Here is a 21,295-nt window from a genome sequence, read left to right on the forward strand (position 1 = left end):
TGGCAGTGGGCAGATACACCCCATCTTGCCTGAGGTCCACCCTCGGGTGGTAACCCGTTTGGTCGGGGGGCTGTGACCTGGGGGTTCGTCGGGGGCGGCGGTGCGGTGTCCGCCCCGGCCCTCCGTACCCCGCCCACCCGCGCAAGGGTGCTGCAAGAGACATGCAAGGAAAGCGCTGTGTGCGCCGGGAACTCCCCTGCCGTCCGTTGTACGTCGCGACGAGCGATGGGGGATCGCGTGTCTGTCGGAACGACGAGATCAGCACTGATCGAGCAGGGGCACTGGCTGACCGTACGGGACTGCAAGCGGGTCCTGGTCGTCGTGCACACCGTGACCTTCGCCCAACGGCTGCGCGAGGTCTTCGAACTCCTGGAGACCGACCTGCGCGTCCAACTGGTCTTCACGGTCGCACCGCACGCCTTCGGCAACGGGACCACCGAGTTCCTGGAGAGCCTGGGCATCAGCGCGGTGCCCTGGGAGGAGGCACTGCGGGCCGAGTTCGACCTGGCGCTCGCCGCGGGCTCCCGCGGAGTGCACGAACTGCGGGCTCCCGTCGTACGCATCTCGCACGGGGCGGGCCAGATCAAACTGCTCACCGACGTCACCGCGCTGGCGCCGGGAGAGCCGAGGCCGCCCGGGATGCTGAGCCGCCGGCATCTGCTGCACGAGGGACGGCTGGTCCCGGCGGCGATCGTCTACGCCCACGACCGGGACCTGGACGAACTCTCCCGGTCCTGCCCGGAGGCGTTGGCCGTGGCCCATGTGGCGGGCGATCCGTGCGTCGACCGGATCATGGCGGGCCGACCTCGTCGCGATGTCTACCGCCGTGCGCTCGGCATCGAGGACGGGCAGCGGCTCGTGGTCGTCACGTCCACCTGGGGACCTGCCTCGACGTTCGGGCGGCTCGACTCCCTGCTGCCGCAGCTGCTCGGCCAGTTGCCGGGCGACGGCCACCGCGTCGCGATGCTGGTCCATCCCAACGTGTTCGCGGGCCACGGCACCCGGCAGGTGCACGGCTGGCTGTCCTGCTGCCGGGACCGAGGGCTCGCGGTCGTCCCGCCGGAGGCCGACTGGCAGGCACTGCTGATCGCGGCCGACTGGATCATCGGGGACCACGGATCGCTGACCGCGTACGGCACCCTCACGGACGCGACGCTGCTGCTGACCGCCGGGCCCCGCCGCGAGGTGTCCGCCCACTCCCCGGCGGCCCTGCTGTCGGCCGTGGCGCCCGTGGTCTCCCCGGGGTATCCGCTCGCGGAGCAGCTGGACTACGCGGCACAGCTGCACCGCCCGGGGCAGTACGACCATGTCGCCGCCTCGCTCTCGTCGGCGCCGGGCCGGTTCCACCGGCGGATGCGCTCGGTCCTCTACGGCCTGCTCGGGCTGGGGGAACCCGCTCGTCCGCCCTTTGTCGCGGCACCTCCGCCGCCACCGCCGCTGACCAGGTGGGAGATCCGCGCGGGCAGCGGTGCGGCATGACGAGCGCCCCGCGCCCGATTCCGGACGCCGGGTGGTCCACGGTGTGCTTCCGCGCGGCACGGTCAGGTGGGACACATCGCCGTGGCGGCTCGCCCGCTCCGGCTCTCTCTCATGACGGCTCGCACGAGCGGTCGTCTCTCCTCGTCTGGCGTTCGGACACGGCGCACGGTGCGGTTCTCGTACGGTCCGATCCGCTGTCCCCGTCCACGGGGGACCGCGGACATCCGTATCCCGTGCCCTGCGCGCACGGTCCCAACGGCCCGTTTCCCTGCGACGTGCACCTGTGGGTGGACGCGGACAGCCCGGCACGGGCCGAGCTCGTGATGCACGCCGACGTACTGGTGAGCCGGGAACCGCTGCCGACCGGGGCGGCACGTCGGCGGGTGCGCGCGTTGCTGGACGGTCGTCCCGGCTGCCTTGCCGCCGCCGTGCCCGACACGGCCACGACCTGTGTCGTCGGGGTACGGGAGAGAACGGGCGCCGTGTCCTTCGTGCGGCCGACACGAGGCAGGGCCGACGCTCCGCCGCCGCACGCGGTCGTCTCGGTCGTGCACGCGTGGACGGTCTCCGGGAGATCACCGGGCGCGTTGCTCTCCCTGGCTCCGGTGCCATCCCGCTGACCGGTGGGACAGCCGGCCGCGGCGGTGATCACCGCTGCCGCGGCCGGTCGTCCAGGCGCTGCGCGTCCTCGGGGCTCAGACGGCGGAACAGAGCGCGGGCGGCCTCGTAGTGGCGTATCGATTCCTCTTGATCACCCCGCGCCTCGGCGGCCTGGCCGAGCCATTCCAGGCAGCGTGCCTCCCAGTGCTCGGACCGGGCGTCTCCGGACCGGAAGCGCGCGAGCGCCTCCCGCAGCCGCCGCTCCCCGCCGTCCATGTCCCCGCCACGCTCCAGGACATGGCCGAGAAGGGCCAGGACGCGGGTCGCCTCGTACGTCTCTCCCATCCCGTCCAGCTCGGTACCTGCCCGGCGCAGTTGCTCGGCGGCCGTGGCCAGGTCGCCGGCGGCGAGCGCTGTCTCGCCCAGGCGCCGCCGGGAGAGGGCGGCGCCGCGCCGGTAGCCGATCGACTCCCTGAGCCGCAGGGCGTGCTCGAAGTGCTCGCGTGCCTCGTCGAGCCGGTGGGCCAGGAGTCCGACGTGTCCCAGTCCGCTCAGGGCCTGCGCCTGTTGACGTACGTCGTCGTCCGCCCTGGCCAGCTCCAGCGCCTGCCGGTACCACTGGGCCGCTTCCGGGTACCGGCCCGCGTTGCGCAGCCCGATCGCGCCGGAGGTGAGCATGCGGCCCTCGCCCTGCCTCGATCCGCTCCGGCGTGCCGCTTCGAGGCCGAGGCGATGCGCCTCGATCCACATTTCCGAAGGGCGCAGCCGCAGGAAAAGAGGCCACATGAGGTCCGTCAGACGCCAGCAGGAGGAGTCCCAGCCGAGCCGGGCCGAAAGGCGTACGGCGCCCATCAGTCCGTGGCGGTGCGTGTCCAGCCAGGTCAGTGCCGCCTCGGGGCCGTCGAGCGGGGTCGCGGGCGCCGTCCCCGCGGGGAGGTCGTGCCCGGGCAGCCGGTGGCTGGGGGTGAGGATGCCCTCCGCCGACGCGGCGGTGGCCAGACACCAGTCGACGAACCGCCGCAGGGTGCGTTCGCGCGGGCCGGGGTCCTCTCGTTCTTCGCCGAGCCGGCGGGCGTGCGGCTGGACGAGGTCATGGAAGCGATAGGTGCTCGGACCCGTCTCCTCCAGCAGGTTCGACTCCACGAGCGCGCCGACGGCGATGTCGGCGGCCTCGGCGGTGTCGCCCTCCTCGTCCTGTCCTTCCCCGTCGCCCGCGAGGGCGATCAGCAGCGAGAGGTCGTGGCGGTCGGCGGGCAGCAGTCCCATCCGGCGATAGAGCGCACGGCTCTCGTCCGGGAGGACGGCGTACGACAGATCGAGCGCCGTGCGCATCACGGCCTCCCCGTCCACGCGCAGCGCGTCGACAGCGCCCCGCCCGCGGGCGAGGCTGTCGGCCAGGGCGGACACGGAGCGGTGGGGGCGCAGGGCCAGCTGGGCGGAGGCCAGGGCCACAGCCAGGGGCAGGCGGCCGCACAGTCTGACCACCTCACGCGCGGCGGCAGGCTCCCGTGCCACGCGGGTCCCGCCGCCGACGGCGAGGAGCTCCACGGCAGACGCGGTGGGCAGCCCCTCCAGCCGGTGCACAAAGGCGCCGTCCACGCGCAGTCCGGTCAGGTTGTTCCTGCTGGTCACCACGGTGAGTCCGGTCGGTGTGCCGAGCAGGAGCGGGCGTACCTGAGCGGCCGTGAACGCGCTGTCCAGGAGGACGGCCAGCCGCAGCTGCGAGGTCGTGGAACGCCACAGCGCGCTGCGCTGCGCAGTTCCGGCCGGCACCGAGGAGGCGCCCAGTGCGATCAGGAAGGCTTCGAGGACGGTGGCCGGGGAGACGGGTCCGCTCTCGCCGAGGGTGCTCCGGCCGCCGAGGTCGGCGTAGAGGAGGCCGTCGGGAAAACTGTCGGCGTGCTCGTGGAGCCAGTGGGCGGCGAAGGTCGTCTTTCCGACGCCCGCGAGCCCGCTGACCACCAGGACCTGCGCCGCGTGCGCGGGCCGTTGGGCACGCAGGGCGTCGAGTGCTCGCCGGTCCGCCTCCCGACCGATGAACCGTGCGGTCACCGGCGGCAGTTGACGGGGAACGGGGCGGTGGGGCGGCGCCGCGGGGGCGGGCGCGTGGAAGTGAATGCCGCCGTGGATGTCCCGGGCCTGGACGCTGGGGCCGTGGACCACGGAACTGCCGCCGATGACGTTGGAGGTCGCCGCGGGGGCGAGGGGTGCGGGGACGGATGCGGGCGGTGTCCCCAGGGGTGTGGGTGGTGAGGGGACCGATGCGGGGGACGGCGGCTGGGACATGGGTGGCACGGGAGCCGATGCCGGGGAGGCCGGCTGGGACGCGGACGGCACAGGAGCCGACGCGGGGGACATCGGCTCGGACGCGGATGCCACAGGAGCCGACGCGGGGGACATCGGCTCGGACGCGGGTGGCGTGGAGGCCGATACCGGTGGCGTCGGCGTGGGGCCGGGGTGGTCGTGCAGCCACTCGGCCAGCGCCTGCCCTGTCGCCCGGTCGCGCGCCGCCAACTCGCTGAGTTCCTCGGCCAGTTTCTGCCAGAGCGCCGCCTCGACCGGTCGCCCCCGCACCCGGTGAGGGGGCCAGAGGCGTGTCAGTGAAGGGTCCACTCGGATCGCGGTGTCCAACACCCTGGCCAGTTCGCGCCAAGCGGGTGACTCCGGGTCGGCGCCGCACGCGGCCATGGCCGCCGGCAACGCCTCCGGTTCGTCCGAGGAGAAAGCACGCACGTACACAACTCCTTCCGGCCCCACGGGAGCCCCCTCCCCACCGCGGACAAGATGTGAACCAATACGGCTATTTATCAGTCAACTTTGAGCTCATAGCGCCCCCTTATGGTCATTCGCGCCAGGTCCATGACACTCTCGAATGCTCGGCAAGCACAGGTTCTACCGGCGGGGAGGACGCTGGTGGAGTTCGAGATCAGGCTTTCGGGATCGGTGGAGATCCGAACGGCGGGCCGCCGCAGCGATCTCGGATCGACCAAGACACGCTTGACGCTCGCCGCTCTGGCCTGGGACGCGGGTCGCACGGTGAGCGTGGACACCCTGATCCACCGCATCTGGGACGAGCATCCGCCCGCCAAGGCCCGGGAAGCGCTCCATGCCCACATCTCCCGCATCCGGGGCGCCCTGCGCATGGCCGGGGGCGACGCACCCCCGATCGTCAGCCGCACGAACTCGTACGCCCTGGAGGTCGATCCGGAACGGGTGGACCTGCGCTGCTACACGAGCTGCGTGGAGCGAGCCCGTTCGCTGCGGGACAACGGCGACGAGGAGTCCGGCCTGCGCCTGCTGGACCGGGCGGAGGCGCTGTGGCACGGCGAGCCGCTGGCCGGGATCACCGGGTCCTGGGCCGAGCATCTGCGCGCCGCCGTGCGCGAGACCGGGCTCGTCGCCGCCATGACCAGAGCCGAAATCCTGCTGGACGCGGGGAAGTTCAGCGACGCCGTACCCGTGCTGCTGCCACTCGCCGAGGCACACCCCGTGGACGAGGCCCTGGCCGAACGGCTCGCCGTCGCCCTGCACGGCAGCAACCGTACGGCCGAGGCGACCAGGCTGCTCCAACGGACCCGGCAGCGCGTGGTCCGCGACATCGGCCTCGACGCCGGCCACGGGTTGCACCGGGTCCACCAGGGAATCCTGGCAGGCACCCCTGCCAGGGACCTCCTCCCCCGCGCCGGGGCCGAGGACGGACGCCCCCCGCGGCCGACCCGCCGGGTCCCGGACAACCTGCCGCGCGATGTCCCGTGGGCCGGACGGCGCGATGAACTGCGGCGGCTCACGGCAGCGCTCTGCGAGGGACGGGGAGGCTCGGACGTCGTCACCGTCGAGGCGATCCACGGAATGGGCGGGGTCGGGAAAAGCGCCCTCGCCGTCCACCTGGCCCATCGATTACGTGACCGCTTCCCGGACGGCCGCATCCACCTTCACCTCGGCGGCTGTTCCACCGACCGGACACCGCCGACCCCGGCTCGCGCCCTCACCGAACTGCTGCGGCTGCTCGGCCTGGCCACCAAGGAACTACCAAAAGAACTGGACGAGTTGGTCGCGCTGTGGCGCTCGATGGCCCGGGACCGCCGGATGCTGGTGATCCTCGACGACGCGACCTCCTCCGAGCAGATCCGCCCCCTTCTGCCGGGGGCGTCCCCCACGGCGGTCGTCGTGACCAGCCGCCGAAGGCTGCCCGGACTGCCGGGCGTACGGCCGGTCTCGCTCGACGTACTGCCCCCCGAGGACGCGGCGGAGCTCTTCGCACAGCGACTGGGCCGAGCACGCGACACGGATCCCGCGGAGGTGGCGGAGATCGTCCGGATCTGCGGACACCTCCCATTGGCGATCGAGATCGCCGCGAGCCGCTTGCTCGCCCGCGCCTCGTGGACCACGTCCGATCTGTTGCGCCAGCTGGGCGAGGGCCGTGGCCACCTGACGCAACTCCGCGACCTCGACCGGACGTTGACCCAGGTCTTCGCGATCTCCTACGAGGCCCTGAACGCCGAGCAGCAGCTGGTCTTCCGCCGGATCGGGCTGCACGTGGGGGTGGATTTCGGGCCTGGGGCGATCGCCGCCCTCACCGGACTCCCCCAGACGACGGCTGAACACGTACTCGAGGAACTGCTGGCCCATCACCTCGTGGCCGAGCCCGTTCCCCACCGTTTCACCATGCATGATCTTTTACGGGACTACGCCAGAACGTTGATCGAATCGGGCGGCACCGAATCCGAGGACGATGTCCGACAGGCCGTACAAAGCCTGGTGAAGCACTACCTTCACACCGCGGACCGGGCCGACCGGCTGGCCTATCCCTTCCGTTCGCGCACCGATCTCGACGACGGTGATCCCACCCCCGCACCCTGTCCGGAAATCGTCGACGCACAGTCGGCGGAACAATGGCTGATCACCGAGTCGGCCAATCTTCTGGACACTTTGAACTGGCTTGTACACCATGGCACCGAACAGCAACTCGCCCTTTCCGTCCATGTGTTGGCGGGATTCCTGGACATGGAGGGACACCTCGCGGCAGCCGAGCCGCTGCTGATACGGGCCGCCGCTCACTGGGACGCCGCAGGTGACAGTCCAGCCAGGGTGCGAGCCCTGCTCGACCTCTGCGCGGTGCACACCCACGGCTCCCGTTACGACCGGGCGATCTCGACCGCACAGGAGGCGCTCGGTATCGCGCGGTCACTGCGGGACCGGGACCTGGAGTGCGAGTGTGTGCACCAGCTCTCGATCCCCCTGTGGCAGACAGGGCAGTACAGGTCTGCCCGATCCCTCCTGCAGGAATCTCTGAATTTCCTTTCGCAAACAGGCGATCCGCTCCGCATCGCGCGCTGCCGCAATTTACTTGGAATAAATCTCCTCCACCTGGCCGAGAACGAGAAGGCCCTGGCGCACTTCACCTCGGCACTGAGCGATTTCACGGAGATAGGAGACGAGCGGGGAAAATACAGCGCACTGAACAACATCGCGGAACTCCACAAAAGAGCAGGAAACCCGAAGGCGGCGGAGCTCGCCTATCGGCAAGCAGTGGTTGTGGCGGAGCGGATGGGGAATCCGCGCGACCGGGCGACACTCCAGATGAACATGGCGTCCGTGCTGGACGCGCTCGGCAGAGCCGATGAAGCCCTCACGCTGTACGGCCTGGCCCTCCCGGTGCTGCGCGACGTCGGAGACCGGCGCGCCGAGGCCATCGCGCTCACGCGCATCGGCCGGGCGCACCGCAAGGCGGGCCGCACCGAGGAGGCCCTCCGCCAGCACATCGCCGCACTTGAGATGACACGTGCCATTCAGGCGGCGGGCGAGGAGGCCGAGGTGCTCTACGACTTGGCCCTGGCCGAACGGGACGCCGGGCTCACCACCCGGGCCCTGGCCCACCTGGAACAGAGCCTGGCGGTGAGCCGGAGCATCGGAGCCGGTGCCGAAGAGGTCCGGGCCGCGGGTCTCCTCGCCGAACTGCGTGGCGAAGTCCCGGCCTAGCCAATTCCCGTCGGGGCGCTGCCGGGTATAGGGGTACGCGCGTAAACCAGAGCGTCGTTCGACCCGGTCTGCCATCAGGCGCACACACACTCGATCGACACGCTAATGTTCCTGCGTGCGACGAGGCACTTCCGCTGCCACTCCTGGCCGCTGTTGTGCCTTGCCCGCACTTCAGGCACAGCCCGGCGCTCCTTGAAAGAACGAAAGGTAAAAGGCTTCGTGAGATACCTGCACCATGTCGTGGTACTGACCTGCATTGCATACGTGATTGCCAGCAGTCACGGTACGGCGTACTACGGCATATGATCCGCCCGGTGTCCGGTACCCGTCTCGTGGATCGGTACCGGGCACCGGCCCCCGGATGTGGCCGATGGTGATCGCTCCTGTCGGCGCCGGCTCTGGGACGATGACGTACCTGCCGACGCGTTCGACTCCGTTGCGCGACTGGGGGTACTGGCATGGATCCGATCTCGGCGAGCCTTCTCGTGGCGGCGGCGACCGGAGCGGGCGGTGAGATGGGGCGTCAACTCTGGTCGGCACTGCGCGGGTTGGTGCGTACCGGCCCGGCGACCGGCGAGGCCGAACTGACCGCCCTGTCTGAGGACCCGCAGGACATGGAGCGGGCGCGGGCGCTCAGTGCGGCCCTGAACCGCCGTGCCGAGCAGGACCCTTCGTTCCGTGCGCACTTGACGCACTGGCAGCAGCAGGCGCACCTGCTGCGCACCGGGGACGGGGACACGCACAACACCGTCAGCGGCGGCACCCAGAGCGGACCGGTCGTGCAGGGGCGCGACTTCTCCGGCATCACCTTCAACGCCCCACCACCCGGCGACCGGTGAGCCCGGGCAGCCCGGTCCGGCACTCGTGACCGGGACGAACAGCCCTCCACCGGAACGCCGTCAGGGATAGCCTGACGCCATGCCGGATGCCTCTGACCACTCGCCCTCCTCGGCCGCCCCCGATCTCCACCGGCTCTCCCCCCGCGACGAGTCCCGGGTCGCCCTCGCCCTCACGCTGCGCCAGCTCGCCGACGCCGTGCTCGACGCCGTGCCCGTCGAGCCCGAGGCCGAGCCCGGGGAACTCCTGCGTACGGCGCTGAAGCTCCAGCGCCGGACCGAGGACGTGGTGCGGGAGGCCGTGGTGGCCGAGCGGGAACGGGGAACCACCTGGGCCGAGATCGGGGAGGTCGCCGGAGTCACCCGGCAGTCCGCCCACGAGAAGTGGTACAGCGATGTGCACGCCTGGGCGGCCATCGGCCGCAGCGCCCTGCCGCCGCACCTGAAGACACTGGAGGTGGCGGCAGAGGCCGACGCCCGGTACGCCGCGCTGCGCCCCGACCGGCCGCACGCGGTCACCTCGGGACTGGACGCCGTCCGGTTTCCCGGCTCGCACGCCTACGAGGCCGGCCTGCGGGTCCGCGGTGCCGCTCTGCACACCCGGCGCACGAAACTGGACGCACGGGCCACGAAGCTCAACGAGGCCTACAGCGCGCTGCACGCGCACGGCCCCGCCAACTCCCCCATCGGTGACGATCCCCTCGCCATCGACGCCCACCGGGGCCACGCGGACGCCGTACGCGCCAACCGGCTCGCCATCGCGGCCGTGCACAGCGAGATCGCCAATGTCTACGACCAGCTCGTCACCGCCGAGCCCTCACTCGCCGAGGAACACCGCACCCAGTGCGACTGGCATCGCAACGCCTCCGCACAGGCCCGCAGCTACGCCGACCTCCTGAACGGCGCGGATCACCGCAGCCGCGACCTCTGAGCGGCCCCGAACGGAGCACCCGACCCTCTCGGGACCCGGAACACGTCGACGCCCGCACCCGCGAGCCCCTGTCGGGCGCGGCCCGCCCGCCTGCCGCCCCGGGACCAGGCCGGTCCGCGACCTCGAACCCTCCGCAGCCTTGGCGGGCTACCGGCCCCGACGGCGGCGAGCGCCCTCTAGTCGTCGGCTCCGCTCCGCACCGCCAGCCACACGGCGGCGCCCACCGCCACCGCCCCGGCCGCCCCCGCGGAGCGCATCAGCCCGCCGGACGTCCGCCACGACAGCACCGACCACTTCGACTGTGCCGACAGCAGCGACCCCGTGCTCAGCCAGGAGCCCGCCGAGATCAGGGACAGCGCCGAACCGATGGAGCCGACGGACAGGGCGCTGCCGATCGAGCCGACCGAGAGGGCCGAGCCCACGGAGCCGATGGACAGCACCGAACCCACCGACCCGATCGACAGCACCGAGTCCTGTGACCACAGGGACAGCACGGAGTCCGAGGAGCTGTGACGCGCCGGTGATGCGGATCGCTTGGTCATGACGCCATTCTGCCCGTCACCGACGCGCCACGGTCAGTCCTGCGCCCGGTTCTGCTTCCTGCCCGTGAGGACCAGGAAGCCGCCGCCGATCACCACCAGGGCGATCGCGGTACCGGCGATCAGCGGCGTCGTGGCGGAGCCGCCGGTCTCGGCGAGGTTGACGTCGGTGGTGGGCACGGCCACCGTGGCGGGGCTGGGCTCGCTGAGGGTCTGGGTCGTGGCGCCCGTCTCGCTGCTGCGGGTGCGGCAGTCGAGGACGCCGGTGAAGCGCTTGGCGAGACCGTCGGGTCCGGTGATCGTGAAGTCGTACGCCTGGTCCTCCTGCAGCGGGACCGTCACCGTGCGGGACTCGCCCGCCGCGATGGCGTACTCCGTGCCCATCAGCTCGAACGCGAACTCCTCGTCGCCCTGGTTGACGGCCGTGATGTCCAGGCCGCCCTCGGTGCAGTTCCGGGCGGCGGAGAGGGCCGGTACGGCACCCTGCTTCGCCCAGGTCGCGCTCGCCGCAGCCGAGACCGTCGACTCGCTGGAGCCGGCGAGGATCTGGGTCTGGCTCCGGCTCTCGGAGGCGAACGCCCGGCCGACCGGCACGGTGGTCGAGGCCTGCACGGTGAGGTCCGCCGAACCCGCCGCCGCGTCCTCGGGGACGTCGAAGTAGAGCTCGCTGCCGTTGCTTGCCGAGGTCAGCGGCTTGCCGTCCTTGCCGACGATCCGCACGCCGCTCGTGGCCGCGTCCGCCGGCGGCGTGACCGTGACACCGGCCGCGTTGGTGTGCACCGTCACCGGGCCCAGCAGCTCGCCGGGGTGGCCGGAGACCGCGGGCGGGTCGAGCGTCAGCGAGGCCGCCGGCTCCACGACGTCACGGGCGCTCTTCTGCAGGTAGTCCGCGAGCTTCTCGGCCTGCGGGTCGGCGGCGTCGACGTCGGCGTGGTCCGAGTAGCGCCAGATCGCCACCTGGGTGCCGGCCGCCGCGTCCTGCTCGGTCAGGCCGGCCGCGATACCGGCCTTGGCGGCGAGGGAAGCGAGATCGTTGACCTGGGGGTATGAGTTCTCCAGGATCCAACGGATCCTGCCGGCGTCCTTGTTGGTGCCGAGCGAGGTGCCGCTCCAGTCGGTCTCGTGGTACTTGGCGTCCTTCTGCGTGGGGTTGTAGAGGTCGACGCAGTACGTCTGCAGCGTTCCGCCGCCCTCGACGGACATCTCGAACAGCCCGGCCGGCACCTGCAGATCGCCGTCGGTGTCGTGTATGACCGCGTCACCGTAGGTCTTCAGGCCCCCTATGGTGGCGGTCGCCCCTCTCTGGTTCTGCGCCGCCTCGTCCGCCGACGCCGTGTCGGCGACGGCCACCGTCGCACCGGCGGCGAGCAGGCCGGAGACGAACGTGACGGCCGCGAGGCGAGCCGCCCCCCGTCCGCGCACGGACAGCGCAGAGAACGCAGAAAACACGGAATTCCCCTTCGAACAGGACCCGTTGACGAGCGGGGTGGCGGTCCCACCAGCGGAATCAATAGCCCCGGGAGCTGTGTTCGGCATCCTAGGGACGCGGCCGCCCCGCTCTTCCCGGGGATGCGGTCGGAAGATCGATCCGACTCGGAATCGTTATCGCGCAGACCCTTCATCCGTATGGCTTATCGACAAATCGACCGGAGATGTCCGGGGCGCATTCGCCGATAAGCCGCACTTCGGTCGGAGCCGTCGCGCTACGGTCGGAGCCGTCGTCGCGCTTCGGTCGGAGCCGTCGCGCTTCGGCTGACGTCACGTCACCGCGACGGCTTCCTGTCGGTCCGCGGCCTCGCCCGGCGGTGTCTCCCAGGCCGGTTCCGGCTGCGCGGAGGCCCCCGCGACGGAGCTCTCCGGCCGCTGGGTGCGCCGGAACGCCGAGGTGCCGCGCGCGAGATCGTGCCCGATCGCCACCGCGTCGATGTCGGCCGAGGTCCAGGCCGGCTGGCCCTCGCGCACCTCCGAACGCACCTTCAGCCGCCCCTGGACGACCACGGGATCACCCACGTTGATCGACCCCGACACGTTCGTGGCGAGCTGGCGATTGGCCCACACCGTGAAGAAGTTGGTGTGCCCGTCCGTCCATTCGTTCTTCTCGCGGTCCAGATAGCGCGCCGTCGCCGCCAGCCGGAACCGCACCGACGCACCCGTCGCCAACTCCCGGTACACCGGCTGTGTCGCCACGTTGCCCACCGCGCAGATCATCGTCTCGTTCATCGCTGGAATCCCTCCCGGACATGCGTACGGGCCCGTCCCGTACGGCCGCTGCTGTCTGCGTGCCGACCACGTCACCGCGATCGCCGCGAAGCCAGACTGCCTCCGCCGGGCCGAGCCCGCTGCGCCCTGTGGACCGTCCACGGGTTGTGGAAAACCCCACCACCCGAACGAGGGACCCGGTCCACAGGAACACCCGTCACCCCACCGCCGCCACGCCCTCACCCCACTCCGACGACCCGCCCGTACTGCTCCCGGACCTCCCGGTAGCGCAGCAGCTCCGCCGCCACCGGATCCAGCACCCGGGCCCGCCCGCACCCGGACGCCGCCTCCCGCAACCGCCGTTCCGCCTCCACGCCGTACCGCCGTGCGGGCCCCCGCGCCGCCATCCGGCAGCTCCACTCGACGAGCGGGCCGCCGATGATGCCTGCCACCATCAGCAGCACCGGAACACCCAGGTTCGGTGCCATGACGCCGACGATCTGGCCCACCAGCCAGAGCCCGCCGACGACCTGGAGCAGCGTCATGGACGCCTGCGCCAGCACGGCCGCGGGCCACCAGCCCGGACGCGGCGGACGGCCCGGTGGCAGCCCGGCCCGGGCGGTCAGCTCGTCGAGCGCCTCGGGCAGCCCCTGGGAGCCGCGTACGGCCGCCTCGCGCACCGCCTGCGCCCACGGCGCGGGCAGCCCCGCCGAGGCCCGGTCGGCGAGCGTCCGTACGGCCTGCTCGACACGCTGGCGCGCGGTCGCCTCCTCGTCGGGCTGGGCGCGCAACGGCAGCCGTCCCGTGGGAGGTTCGCGCCGGTCCTGGTACCAGCGCCACAGCCGCAGCCAGGGCGTCCCGCACGCGCGGTTGGCGTTGCGCAGCCAGGCGCGTTCGGCCGCCTCGCCCGCCGCGGTGGCACCGACCGCGTCCGCGAGCCGCGCGGCGAAGTCGTCGCGCGCCTCCTCGCTCAGACCGGTACGCCGGCCGGTCGCGTAGACGGGCCGCAGCCGCCATGCCGCCGCGTCCACGTCGGCCGCGATCCGCCGCGCGGGCGCTCCGCGCTCCGCCACGAACTGACCGAGCGCCTCCCGCAGTTCCCCGAGGCCGTCCCCGGTGAGCGCCGACAGCGCGAGCACGGTGGCACCCGGTTCGCCGTACTCCCCGAGGGCGATCCCGTCCTCGTCCAGCAGCCGCCGCAGATCGTCGAGGACCTGCTCGGCAGCCTCGCCGGGCAGCCGGTCGATCTGGTTGAGGACGATGAACATGACCTCCGCGTGGCCCGCCATGGGCCGCAGATAGCGCTCGTGCAGGATCGCGTCGGCGTACTTCTCGGGGTCGACGACCCAGATGACGGCGTCGACGAGGGCCAGGATCCGGTCCACGTGCTCGCGGTGCTGGACGGCGGCCGAGTCGTGGTCGGGCAGGTCGATCAGGACGAGCCCGCGCAGCTGGGCCTCCGACTCGGCACTCTGCAGCGGCCGCCGTCGCAACCGGGGCGGGATGCCGAGCCGTTCGATGAGACTGGCCGAGCCGTCGCTCCAACTGCACGCGATCGGCGCGGCCGTGGTGGGCCGGCGGACGCCGGTCTCCGAGATGGCCACCCCGGCGAGCGAGTTGAACAGCTGCGACTTGCCGCTGCCCGTCGCGCCGGCGATGGCGACGACGGTGTGCTGCCCGGAGAGCCTGCGCCGGGCTGCCGCCTCGTCCAGTACCTGGCCGGCCTCGGCGAGCGTCCGGCTGTCGAGCCGGGTCCGCGAGAGCCCGATCAGCTCCCGCAGCGCGTCCAGGCGGGAGCGCAGGGAGCCGTCGTACGCGAGCGGGGCGGCGGGCGGGGCGTTGTGGCCGCGGGCCTCCACGACGGCGGCCTGCTCGGTCTCGGCGGTCACCCGCCGCGCGATCAGCCCGTCGTCCCAGGAATCCGCGGAGTCGCCGTCGGCCGGCCCACCGGGGGCCTCCACGACGTCCCCACGCACGCGACCGGCTTCCTCCCGCAAGCGACCGCCTTCCCCACGCACGCGACCGGCTTCCTCCCGCACGCGACCGGCTTCCCCACGCGCGCGACCGGCCTCGTCCCGGACACGAGCGGCCTCCTCACGCGCGTGCCCGGCGTCCGCCCGCCCGGACCCGGAACCCCTGTCGGAACGTCCGTCACCGCCCTCCGCGCCCTCCACGTCCTTCGCGCCTCTCACGTCCCCCATGCCTTCGACACCCTCCACGCGCGCGTGCTCCGCCTCCCCGCCCGAGTCCGCCTCACCCTCCGACTCGGGTTCCTCGACCCGCCCCTGCTGGTCCTCCGATACGGCGCCCCCGGACGCGACCTCGCCCGGTACGGCGTCCCCCGATACGGCGTCCCCCGCCCGCTCCGTGTGGTCCTGATCCGTGACGGCGGTCATCGGTCACCTCTCCTTCTGCAGTACGGACAGCGCGGCGATGAGTTCGGCCTGGGGTTCGGGGTGTACGTCGAGTGCGTCGAGCGGGGCGAGCCTGCGCTCGCGTTCGGCGTGCACCACCCGGTCGAGGTGCTCGGTGAGCAACCGTCCGCCCCGGTCGCGCAGCCGCAGGGCCCCGTGGGCGCCGATCCGCTCGGCGAGCCCCTCGCCCGCGACCCGTGCCCGGCGGCCACCGAGCAGCGCGGTGGCGACGAGGGCGGCGACCGTCTCCGGATCGGGCGCGACCCCGCGATCGAGGTCGCGGATCTCCTCCTCGGCGTACTCCTCCAGCTCCCGCCGCCAGCGCCGTACGGCCATCCCGATCCGGTGCTCGGCGCTCTCCGGGGTCGGATCCCGGTCCGTCAGTTCGGGCGCGGCCGCGGCCGGTTCGCGCCGCCAGGCCTCGTCGACACGCTCGTCGGCGGCGGTGACCGCGCACAGCAGGAGCGCGCCCAGACTCTCCACGAGGGCGTCCAGGAGCTCTGCGGCGGTGCAGTCGAGGGGGAAGGCCCGCCAGCGCTTGAGGGCGTCACCGGCGAGCACAGCACCGGCCTGGAGCCGGCCCCGCACGCGCGCGTACTCGCTGTCGTACGCCCCCTCGACGGCGGTGGTGAGTCGCAGCGCGGCCGCGTACTGGGCGGCGGCCGCACCGGCCAGCTCGGGCATCCGGGACTTGAGGGAGTCGAGGACACCGTGGGCCGTTCGGGCGACGGTGTGCTGCCGCGCCGCGGGGTCCTGCACCTGGTGGACGAGCCAGGTCCGCAGCGATGCCACGGCGGTGGCCGGCAGCAGCCCGCCGCCCCAGGCCGACTCGGGCAGTTCCGGCACCGTGAACCGGGGCACTTCACCGAGGCCCGCCTTGGTGAGCAGGGCGCCGTACTGCCGGGAGACCTCGGACACGACCTGGTGCGGCACCCGGTCGAGAACGGTCACAAGTGTGGCCTTGTACTCCTTTGCGGTGCGCAGGAGATGCCAGGGAACGGCGTCGGCGTAGCGGGCGGCCGTGGTGACCATGATCCAGACGTCGGCCGCGCAGATCAGTTCGGCGGCGAGGACGCGGTTGTCGGCGACCAGGGAGTCGATGTCGGGCGCGTCCAGGAGCGCGAGGCCCGGCGGGAGGGTGTCGGCGGTCTCGATGCGCAGCACGCGCGCGGGGTTCTCACCGGGCAGCAGGAGTTCGTCCCCCGGCTCCTGGTGGGGCACCCACACGCGCGTGAGGTCGGGCAGCACGCGCATGCCGCTGAACCAGTGATGGTCCTCCGGATGGCAGACCAGTACCGGTGTCCGCGTGGTCGGCCGCAACACGCCCGCCTCGCTCACCCGCCGTCCCACAAGGGAGTTGACGAGGGTCGACTTGCCGGCCCCGGTGGAACCGCCCACCACGGCCAGCAGCGGCGCTTCGGGGTCTCTCAACCGGGGCACCAGATAGTCGTCGAGCTGGGCGAGCAGTTCGTCGCGGTTGGCACGCGCGCGTGGAGCCCCCGCCAGGGGCAGCGGGAAGCGTGCGGCGGCGACACGGTCGCGCAGGGCGGAGAGTGCGTCGAGCAGCTGAGGCCGTACGTCCAAGGTCACCACATGTGAAGAATGCCCAATTTTAGGGGAATTCTGAAGCATATGAGCATGTCTGCGCGCCGACCGGACACAAGGGGCGGAAGGGATGACTGGGACGCAGGCATAGTCCAGGCATAACGAGTGCACAACACCCGGTGCGCGAGGCGCCAAAAGCGATGCACGATTCGTACCTGCCTGCGATTATCAGGACCGCTTCACTGAACCTCCACATCGAGCCACGGAGGCGAAGCAACAGGGACAAGGTCGTGGGAGCCCTATCCTTGTCCCCGGCAACGTCACGGAACGGCCCACACCCGGGCACCCAAGACAGAGGCCACCACACCCGGCCCCCGTAGCTCAGTGGATAGAGCAGGCGCCTTCTAAGCGCTTGGCCGCAGGTTCGAGTCCTGCCGGGGGCGCAAGTCTCCGCCCTCCCATCGGGAGGGCGTTTTTGCTGCTCAGAGCGGGTATCGCTCGGTACGACGAAGCCCCGGGCACTCCCCTGACGATCAAGGGAGGACTCCGGGGCTGTCCGGCTGTCACCGGATTTTTGCGGGTGGCTGTGTCGAATACGTGTCGAAGTTCTTTGGCCGAAGATCAACCAGCGTCGGGCAGCTCGGGGAGGTCTCCGGCAGCTTCGAGACGCTTCTTCAAGTCCGGCAGCTGCCCGTCGACGCACCGGGCGTAGGTGGCAAGCAGCACGGGGACGCTGTTGCCGGCCCACTCGGCAACCTGCGCGGGCGGGATCCCGTTGTTCAGCCATTTGGTGAGGCGGGTGTGCCGGATGTCGTACACGCGCTTCCCGGTCGGCGAGTCGAAGACGTGCGGAGCCAAGGCCGCCTGACGAGCACTACGCCAGGCACGGCGGATCACGGAGCCCGCGAGGATGCCGCCGTTCTCGCCCTGGAACAGCAGTTCACCCGGCTTGAGCCCTTCGTCTTCGATGTGCTGCCGCAGGATGCGAGTCAGGGCGGGATGGCCCGGCACGGACCGTGTGTCGCCTTCAGCCCGGCCCTTGAGGTCGCGCCGTTCGTGGATCTCACCCGTATCGGTCCATTGCTTGCCGACCTCGGGAGTCGCGGCGTGGATCATCAGTTCGCACCACTGGTCGTCAGCGTCGATGTCGGGCAGGTGCACGTCCCGCACATGCATGGCGACAGCCTCTTCGGGGCGCGGTCCGCAGTAGTACAACGTGGCGAAGAAGGCGTGCAGTCGCTTGCCTCCCCGGGGACGCCGGCGAATCCAGTCGAGGAGCGAGGCCGCCTGGTCGGAGTTCATCAAACTGCGCTTGTCCACGGCGTTGCTCGTCTTGGTGGCAGTCATCCCTTCCTTGCCCTTGGGGAGGGGGTTGCCCCGCAGGATCCGCCGCCTGATGGCGTACTTCATGACGACGTTGAGGATGCGGCGATGGCGTTTGCGGGACCAAGCTGCCGCCTGTTTGCCGTCGAGCCGGGTGTCGATGGCCCGTAGGACGTCGTCGACCTTCTCCGGGTCTTCCCAGACAGAGACCGGAAGGGAGTTCCGCTCAACCCACCGCAGGATGGTCACGACGTCCCGCGGAGCATCCGGCCGGCGACCCGAGTTGAACGCCCACTCGCGCAGCGCCGTGCGCACGGCCATGGCGTCGAATTGGGCGGGCTGGGTGCGGAGTAGGGCGATGGTGGCCGCTGTGAGGGTCTTGGCGGTGTTCTTGCGGCTGTTGCCTCCAAGTTGGGACCAGCGGGCATCGACGTACTGAACGGCGAACGTGTACCAGCTCATCGCCGCCGACTTGGAGCGATGGGACACGGGCAGCCCGGTCGCGATGACGAAGGCTTCACCCTTGCCCGTGGCCTGGATCAGTTCGGAGCGGAAGCCCTCGGCGAGCGCGACGGTGTCGAAGGGCTCGCGCCAGCGCTTGCCGGCGACCACCCAGCGCACCGTGTACGTCGTCTTGCGGGCACCCTTGTACGTGAGGATCTTGTAGATCTTGACGTCGTATGTCGTCTCCATCAGGCGGCGTCCTCACGGTCATCGAGCCAGTTGTCGAGGTCGCTCCGCCGTATCCGCAGATCCCCGTTCGGGAGCTTGATGCAGCGCGGCGCACGCCTCTTGGCCCGCCAGTCGTAGAAGGTCGAGCGCGAGATCTTCAGCTCTTCACACACCTCAGCGAGGGTGAGCATGTTGCGTGTTCGGAGGGCCGTGGTCATGCTGCGCTCCCTTCGCTGCGCAGAACTTCGCGGGCTGTTTCGCGGTTGAGTGCGAGGTCGTGGGCGATGCTGGCGGCGAGGGCAGATTCGCCGGGGGTGTGGCCGTGGCCGGCGTACTGCCAGTCAGCGAGCACCAGGACGGTGTCAGGCTCGCGGACGTGGAGGCCGAGGGCGGCGCGTTCTTGGGCGGCGCGGTAGTCGGCTCGGGTCTGGCGTAGTGCGCCGAGAGTGGTGGAGTAGCGGCGGGATTTGGAGCTGAAGTGGCCGCGGAAGCCGAGCATGTGGGCCCAGGCCCACAGGCGACGGTCGGGGTAGAGCGGATCGAGGTCGCGGCATGCGGTGATCAGACGCCGGGCATGGTCGGAGACGCCGTGGCGGTCGAGTTCGGCGAGTTCGCCGATGCGCCGGTCGAGCGTTCCGGTTTCCTCAGCAGCCTTGGTGGCGTACTTGGCGATGTAAGCGGCGACCTTCTGCTCGGTGATGTCGTCATCGTCGCCGAACGCCTTCACGGGTTGTACGTCGAGCTTCGTGCCCCACTGGAAAGTGCGGGCGGGTTGGTCGCCGCGAGCCGGGACGCTGACGCTGGTATAGGGGTGTGTGGCGGCGGCGCGGATGGCGTCAGTGAGCAGTTCGGTGCTGGCCCAGGAGGGCGGCGGGGAGTCGGGTCCATCAGGTCCGTCGAGGCGGATCACGGCATGGAAGTGGATGGCGCCGCGCTTTTGGAATTCGGCGACCTTGCCGTAGGAGAGCCGGCAGGCCTCTTTGAGTTCGCGCTGTGAGAGGCCGGCGCGGGCGGCGATCTCGCGGCGGAGCCGGTTGGTGAAGCGCTGCCACAACTCGCCTGCGTGGTTGTTGAACAGCACGGCGGCGGCGTAGTCGTAGGTGTGGGGGTCGAGCGGGGTGCCGATCGCGGGGTCGTCGTCGTGGTGGCGTTGGCCGCAGCGGCATCGTGCGTGGTCGGGTTGGTTGTGGACGGGCCCGAAACTGGGTGCGGTGAGGGTGGCGAAGACCCGCGGGTGATCCCGGACGGCACTGGGGATGTTCCGGTCGGGTGCTCCGGCGAGGCCGGCGCGGATGAGGTGATAGGTGTCGCCGGCGTAGGTGTACGCGCAGGAGGGGCAGCGAGAAGCGCGGCGGTTGCCGCACGCGATCCGCAGCCGGCTCCCGGGTTCGTTTTGGGTGTTGTAGTGGTGCAGGACCTCACCGGTGCTCTTGTCGGTGTGGGTGGTCCAACCTTGCAAGTGAATGGGGTCGGCACAGCCTCCGGTGCGGTGGATCTGCTGCTGCCAGCGCTCGAAGTCGGGGGCGGAGGCCACCCGCAACAGGTCGTTGAGGGTGACCGGGTCCATGAGGAGGTCAGGCACGGGCCGCCTCCCGCACCGAGTCGAGGAGGGTGGGGGCAGGGGTCCACAGGCCGCGGGCGCCGGGGCAGGGCACCGGTCGCGGCAGGCGGTGAACGTCGGACAGGTGCCAGTGCCACTGTCCGCGGACGGACCACAGGGTGCACATGCCGTCGTCCGCGTGGCAGTCGTTGAGGCGGGCCCAGCCCAGGACGGCGCCGATCGGTTGGGGGCGGTTGAGGAAGGGGCGGGCCATGACCGCGTACTTGGCGGCGGGGTCGATGGTGACGCCGGCGTGGATGAGGATCCAGCCGCGGTAGTCGGTGGACCAGCGGCGGTTTTCGATCCGCTTGGTGCCGTACGCGATGGCGGAGGCCCAGGGCTGCCACAGAGTCAGTGCCCGCACTTCGGGCCGCTCGAGTGTGGTCATGCGGCCACCTCCACACCCGCGGCGGTGAGGCGGGGGCGCAGGGGCAGGGTGCCGGTGCCATGGCAGATGCCGCAGTCGACGTGGAGCAGGACGCGGGTGCCGTCGCGGTGACGGGCGCCAGAGGGAATAGCGACGGTGGCGAAGCCGTCGCAGTTCGGGCAGATTCGCGCCGGGGTGTGCGAGGCCGGGATGTGGCCGGTCATGATGGAGGTTCCTTCCGGATCATTGGTTCGGAGTGGGACGGCGCCCGGAGCGGACGAAGTTTGGCGACAGAGGCCGCTCCGGGGGCCGGTCAACGTCGGGTGTCCGTGCTGAGGATCGAGCGGACGACCAGGGCGCACACGGCGACCGAAGCACCCGTGACAGCAACGGCGAGCAGCATGGAGACCAGCACGGCACCGACCACGAGCACGACCGCGGTCCCCATTCCGGCGACAGCGACGACGGCGCCGGGGGTGAGCTGGACGGTGGGCCGCGAGGGCGTCGGAGCCGGCGCCATCGGCGCGGGCGGCGGAGTCGGGGCGCCGGGGGTGATGCTGGTCGGCTGGATAACGGCGGGCGGGGTGCTCAGCCCGGACGGGGTCGGGTTGACCGGGACCTTCGGTCGGATCATGGCGGGTTCTCCTTACTTGGTTGCGGTGTCGATGGCGGGAGCGAGGAAGCTGTCAGCGAGGAGATAGCCGCCGATCAGCAGGACCAGGACGAGCCACCAGGGCGGGCGGACGAGCTTGACGCCGACCAGGCCCAGGCAGGCGATGAAGAACCACAGCGGCACGGACATGAGCGGTCT

Annotated in this window: 19 protein-coding genes and 1 tRNA gene; 7 read left to right on the forward strand and 13 right to left on the reverse strand. The window is 71.3% G+C overall.

The window, feature by feature from the left end:
• Positions 1-225: 225 nt before the first annotated feature.
• Positions 226-1,479 carry a hypothetical protein gene (locus IOD14_RS37715; RefSeq protein ID WP_174269140.1) on the forward strand — a complete coding sequence of 418 codons (1,254 nt, stop codon included), beginning with the start codon at positions 226-228 and terminating at the stop codon, positions 1,477-1,479.
• 275 nt (positions 1,480-1,754) lie between these two features.
• Positions 1,755-2,099, forward strand: a complete 345-nt coding sequence (locus IOD14_RS37720) for a hypothetical protein (protein ID WP_123989305.1) — start codon at positions 1,755-1,757, stop codon at positions 2,097-2,099.
• Between the two features lie 28 nt (positions 2,100-2,127).
• Here the strand turns inward: IOD14_RS37720 and IOD14_RS37725 are convergent, their stop codons facing one another.
• Entirely contained in the window at positions 2,128-4,365 is a 2,238-nt protein-coding gene (locus IOD14_RS37725; RefSeq protein WP_349252444.1) for a tetratricopeptide repeat protein, read from the reverse strand.
• On the opposite strand from IOD14_RS37725, the gene IOD14_RS44940 reads away from it, so the two are divergent.
• From IOD14_RS44940 to IOD14_RS37740, 4 genes are all read left to right on the forward strand, one after another.
• Positions 4,364-4,660 carry a hypothetical protein gene (locus tag IOD14_RS44940; protein WP_349252445.1) on the forward strand — a complete coding sequence of 99 codons (297 nt, stop codon included), beginning with the start codon at positions 4,364-4,366 and terminating at the stop codon, positions 4,658-4,660. The two genes, IOD14_RS37725 and IOD14_RS44940, sit on opposite strands and share 2 nt — an antisense overlap.
• 332 nt (positions 4,661-4,992) lie before the next feature.
• Positions 4,993-8,058 carry a tetratricopeptide repeat protein gene (locus IOD14_RS37730; RefSeq protein WP_212672648.1) on the forward strand — a complete coding sequence of 1,022 codons (3,066 nt, stop codon included), beginning with the start codon at positions 4,993-4,995 and terminating at the stop codon, positions 8,056-8,058.
• A 458-nt stretch (positions 8,059-8,516) separates the two neighbouring features.
• On the forward strand, positions 8,517-8,897 hold the full coding sequence (locus tag IOD14_RS37735) for a hypothetical protein (protein ID WP_123989307.1): 381 nt from the start codon (positions 8,517-8,519) through the stop codon (positions 8,895-8,897).
• A 79-nt stretch (positions 8,898-8,976) separates the two neighbouring features.
• Positions 8,977-9,825, forward strand: a complete 849-nt coding sequence (locus IOD14_RS37740) for a hypothetical protein (protein ID WP_212672649.1) — start codon at positions 8,977-8,979, stop codon at positions 9,823-9,825.
• A gap of 176 nt (positions 9,826-10,001) precedes the next feature.
• Here the strand turns inward: IOD14_RS37740 and IOD14_RS37745 are convergent, their stop codons facing one another.
• The 5 genes from IOD14_RS37745 to IOD14_RS37765 form a co-directional block, all read right to left on the reverse strand.
• Positions 10,002-10,367, reverse strand: a complete 366-nt coding sequence (locus IOD14_RS37745; RefSeq protein ID WP_212672650.1) for a hypothetical protein — start codon at positions 10,365-10,367, stop codon at positions 10,002-10,004.
• A 33-nt stretch (positions 10,368-10,400) separates the two neighbouring features.
• On the reverse strand, positions 10,401-11,813 hold the full coding sequence (locus IOD14_RS37750; RefSeq protein WP_212672651.1) for a TQXA domain-containing protein: 1,413 nt from the start codon (positions 11,811-11,813) through the stop codon (positions 10,401-10,403).
• 309 nt (positions 11,814-12,122) lie between these two features.
• Positions 12,123-12,584 (reverse strand): single-stranded DNA-binding protein, encoded by a 462-nt coding sequence (locus IOD14_RS37755; protein ID WP_123989311.1) that lies wholly within the window; start codon positions 12,582-12,584, stop codon positions 12,123-12,125.
• Positions 12,585-12,802: 218 nt separating this feature from the next.
• The gene (locus IOD14_RS37760; RefSeq protein ID WP_212672652.1) at positions 12,803-14,959 is read right to left on the reverse strand and encodes a YfjP family GTPase; all 2,157 of its coding nucleotides are present in this window, start codon (positions 14,957-14,959) and stop codon (positions 12,803-12,805) included.
• A gap of 3 nt (positions 14,960-14,962) precedes the next feature.
• A complete protein-coding gene (locus IOD14_RS37765; RefSeq protein ID WP_123989313.1) occupies positions 14,963-16,570 on the reverse strand; it encodes a dynamin family protein in 1,608 nt (535 codons plus the stop codon).
• Between the two features lie 322 nt (positions 16,571-16,892).
• Between IOD14_RS37765 and IOD14_RS37770 the strand changes: the two genes are divergently transcribed.
• A tRNA-Arg gene (locus tag IOD14_RS37770) sits at positions 16,893-16,965 on the forward strand.
• Positions 16,966-17,143: 178 nt separating this feature from the next.
• Here the strand turns inward: IOD14_RS37770 and IOD14_RS37775 are convergent.
• The 7 genes from IOD14_RS37775 to IOD14_RS37805 all read right to left on the reverse strand — a co-directional run bounded on the left by IOD14_RS37775 (position 17,144) and on the right by IOD14_RS37805 (position 21,286).
• On the reverse strand, positions 17,144-18,538 hold the full coding sequence (locus IOD14_RS37775) for a site-specific integrase (RefSeq protein WP_212672653.1): 1,395 nt from the start codon (positions 18,536-18,538) through the stop codon (positions 17,144-17,146).
• Positions 18,538-18,735: a helix-turn-helix domain-containing protein gene (locus IOD14_RS37780; RefSeq protein WP_212672654.1), complete on the reverse strand. Its 198-nt coding sequence runs from the start codon at positions 18,733-18,735 to the stop codon at positions 18,538-18,540. Before IOD14_RS37780 ends, IOD14_RS37775 begins: the two co-directional genes overlap by 1 nt.
• A complete protein-coding gene (repSA, locus tag IOD14_RS37785; RefSeq protein ID WP_212672655.1) occupies positions 18,732-20,099 on the reverse strand; it encodes a replication initiator protein RepSA in 1,368 nt (455 codons plus the stop codon). Before repSA ends, IOD14_RS37780 begins: the two co-directional genes overlap by 4 nt.
• Positions 20,092-20,505: an ASCH domain-containing protein gene (locus IOD14_RS37790; RefSeq protein ID WP_212672656.1), complete on the reverse strand. Its 414-nt coding sequence runs from the start codon at positions 20,503-20,505 to the stop codon at positions 20,092-20,094. Before IOD14_RS37790 ends, repSA begins: the two co-directional genes overlap by 8 nt.
• Positions 20,502-20,708 carry a hypothetical protein gene (locus tag IOD14_RS37795; protein WP_212672657.1) on the reverse strand — a complete coding sequence of 69 codons (207 nt, stop codon included), beginning with the start codon at positions 20,706-20,708 and terminating at the stop codon, positions 20,502-20,504. Before IOD14_RS37795 ends, IOD14_RS37790 begins: the two co-directional genes overlap by 4 nt.
• An 89-nt stretch (positions 20,709-20,797) precedes the next feature.
• Positions 20,798-21,118 carry a SpdD-like protein gene (locus IOD14_RS37800; protein WP_212672658.1) on the reverse strand — a complete coding sequence of 107 codons (321 nt, stop codon included), beginning with the start codon at positions 21,116-21,118 and terminating at the stop codon, positions 20,798-20,800.
• Between the two features lie 12 nt (positions 21,119-21,130).
• Positions 21,131-21,286, reverse strand: coding sequence for a hypothetical protein (locus IOD14_RS37805; protein ID WP_212672659.1), 156 nt, complete (start codon positions 21,284-21,286; stop codon positions 21,131-21,133).
• Between the last annotated feature and the right edge of the window lie 9 nt (positions 21,287-21,295).

Origin of the sequence: Streptomyces sp. A2-16, assembly GCF_018128905.1 — a bacterium.
Taxonomy (GTDB): Bacteria; Actinomycetota; Actinomycetes; order Streptomycetales; family Streptomycetaceae; genus Streptomyces.

Excerpts from the sequence above, each read along its gene's own strand:
- IOD14_RS37795 (WP_212672657.1), bottom strand. The coding sequence starts at position 20,708 with ATGACCGGCCACATCCCGGCCTCGCACACCCCGGCGCGAATCTGCCCG.
- IOD14_RS37800 (WP_212672658.1), bottom strand. The coding sequence starts at position 21,118 with ATGATCCGACCGAAGGTCCCGGTCAACCCGACCCCGTCCGGGCTGAGC.
- IOD14_RS37790 (WP_212672656.1), bottom strand. The coding sequence starts at position 20,505 with ATGACCACACTCGAGCGGCCCGAAGTGCGGGCACTGACTCTGTGGCAG.
- IOD14_RS37775 (WP_212672653.1), bottom strand. The coding sequence starts at position 18,538 with ATGGAGACGACATACGACGTCAAGATCTACAAGATCCTCACGTACAAG.
- IOD14_RS37715 (WP_174269140.1), top strand. The coding sequence starts at position 226 with ATGGGGGATCGCGTGTCTGTCGGAACGACGAGATCAGCACTGATCGAG.
- IOD14_RS37735 (WP_123989307.1), top strand. The coding sequence starts at position 8,517 with ATGGATCCGATCTCGGCGAGCCTTCTCGTGGCGGCGGCGACCGGAGCG.
- IOD14_RS37780 (WP_212672654.1), bottom strand. The coding sequence starts at position 18,735 with ATGACCACGGCCCTCCGAACACGCAACATGCTCACCCTCGCTGAGGTG.
- IOD14_RS37725 (WP_349252444.1), bottom strand. The coding sequence starts at position 4,365 with ATGTCCCAGCCGCCGTCCCCCGCATCGGTCCCCTCACCACCCACACCC.
- IOD14_RS44940 (WP_349252445.1), top strand. The coding sequence starts at position 4,364 with ATGGGTGGCACGGGAGCCGATGCCGGGGAGGCCGGCTGGGACGCGGAC.
- IOD14_RS37740 (WP_212672649.1), top strand. The coding sequence starts at position 8,977 with ATGCCGGATGCCTCTGACCACTCGCCCTCCTCGGCCGCCCCCGATCTC.
- IOD14_RS37745 (WP_212672650.1), bottom strand. The coding sequence starts at position 10,367 with ATGACCAAGCGATCCGCATCACCGGCGCGTCACAGCTCCTCGGACTCC.
- IOD14_RS37755 (WP_123989311.1), bottom strand. The coding sequence starts at position 12,584 with ATGAACGAGACGATGATCTGCGCGGTGGGCAACGTGGCGACACAGCCG.
- IOD14_RS37805 (WP_212672659.1), bottom strand. The coding sequence starts at position 21,286 with ATGTCCGTGCCGCTGTGGTTCTTCATCGCCTGCCTGGGCCTGGTCGGC.
- IOD14_RS37760 (WP_212672652.1), bottom strand. The coding sequence starts at position 14,959 with ATGACCGCCGTCACGGATCAGGACCACACGGAGCGGGCGGGGGACGCC.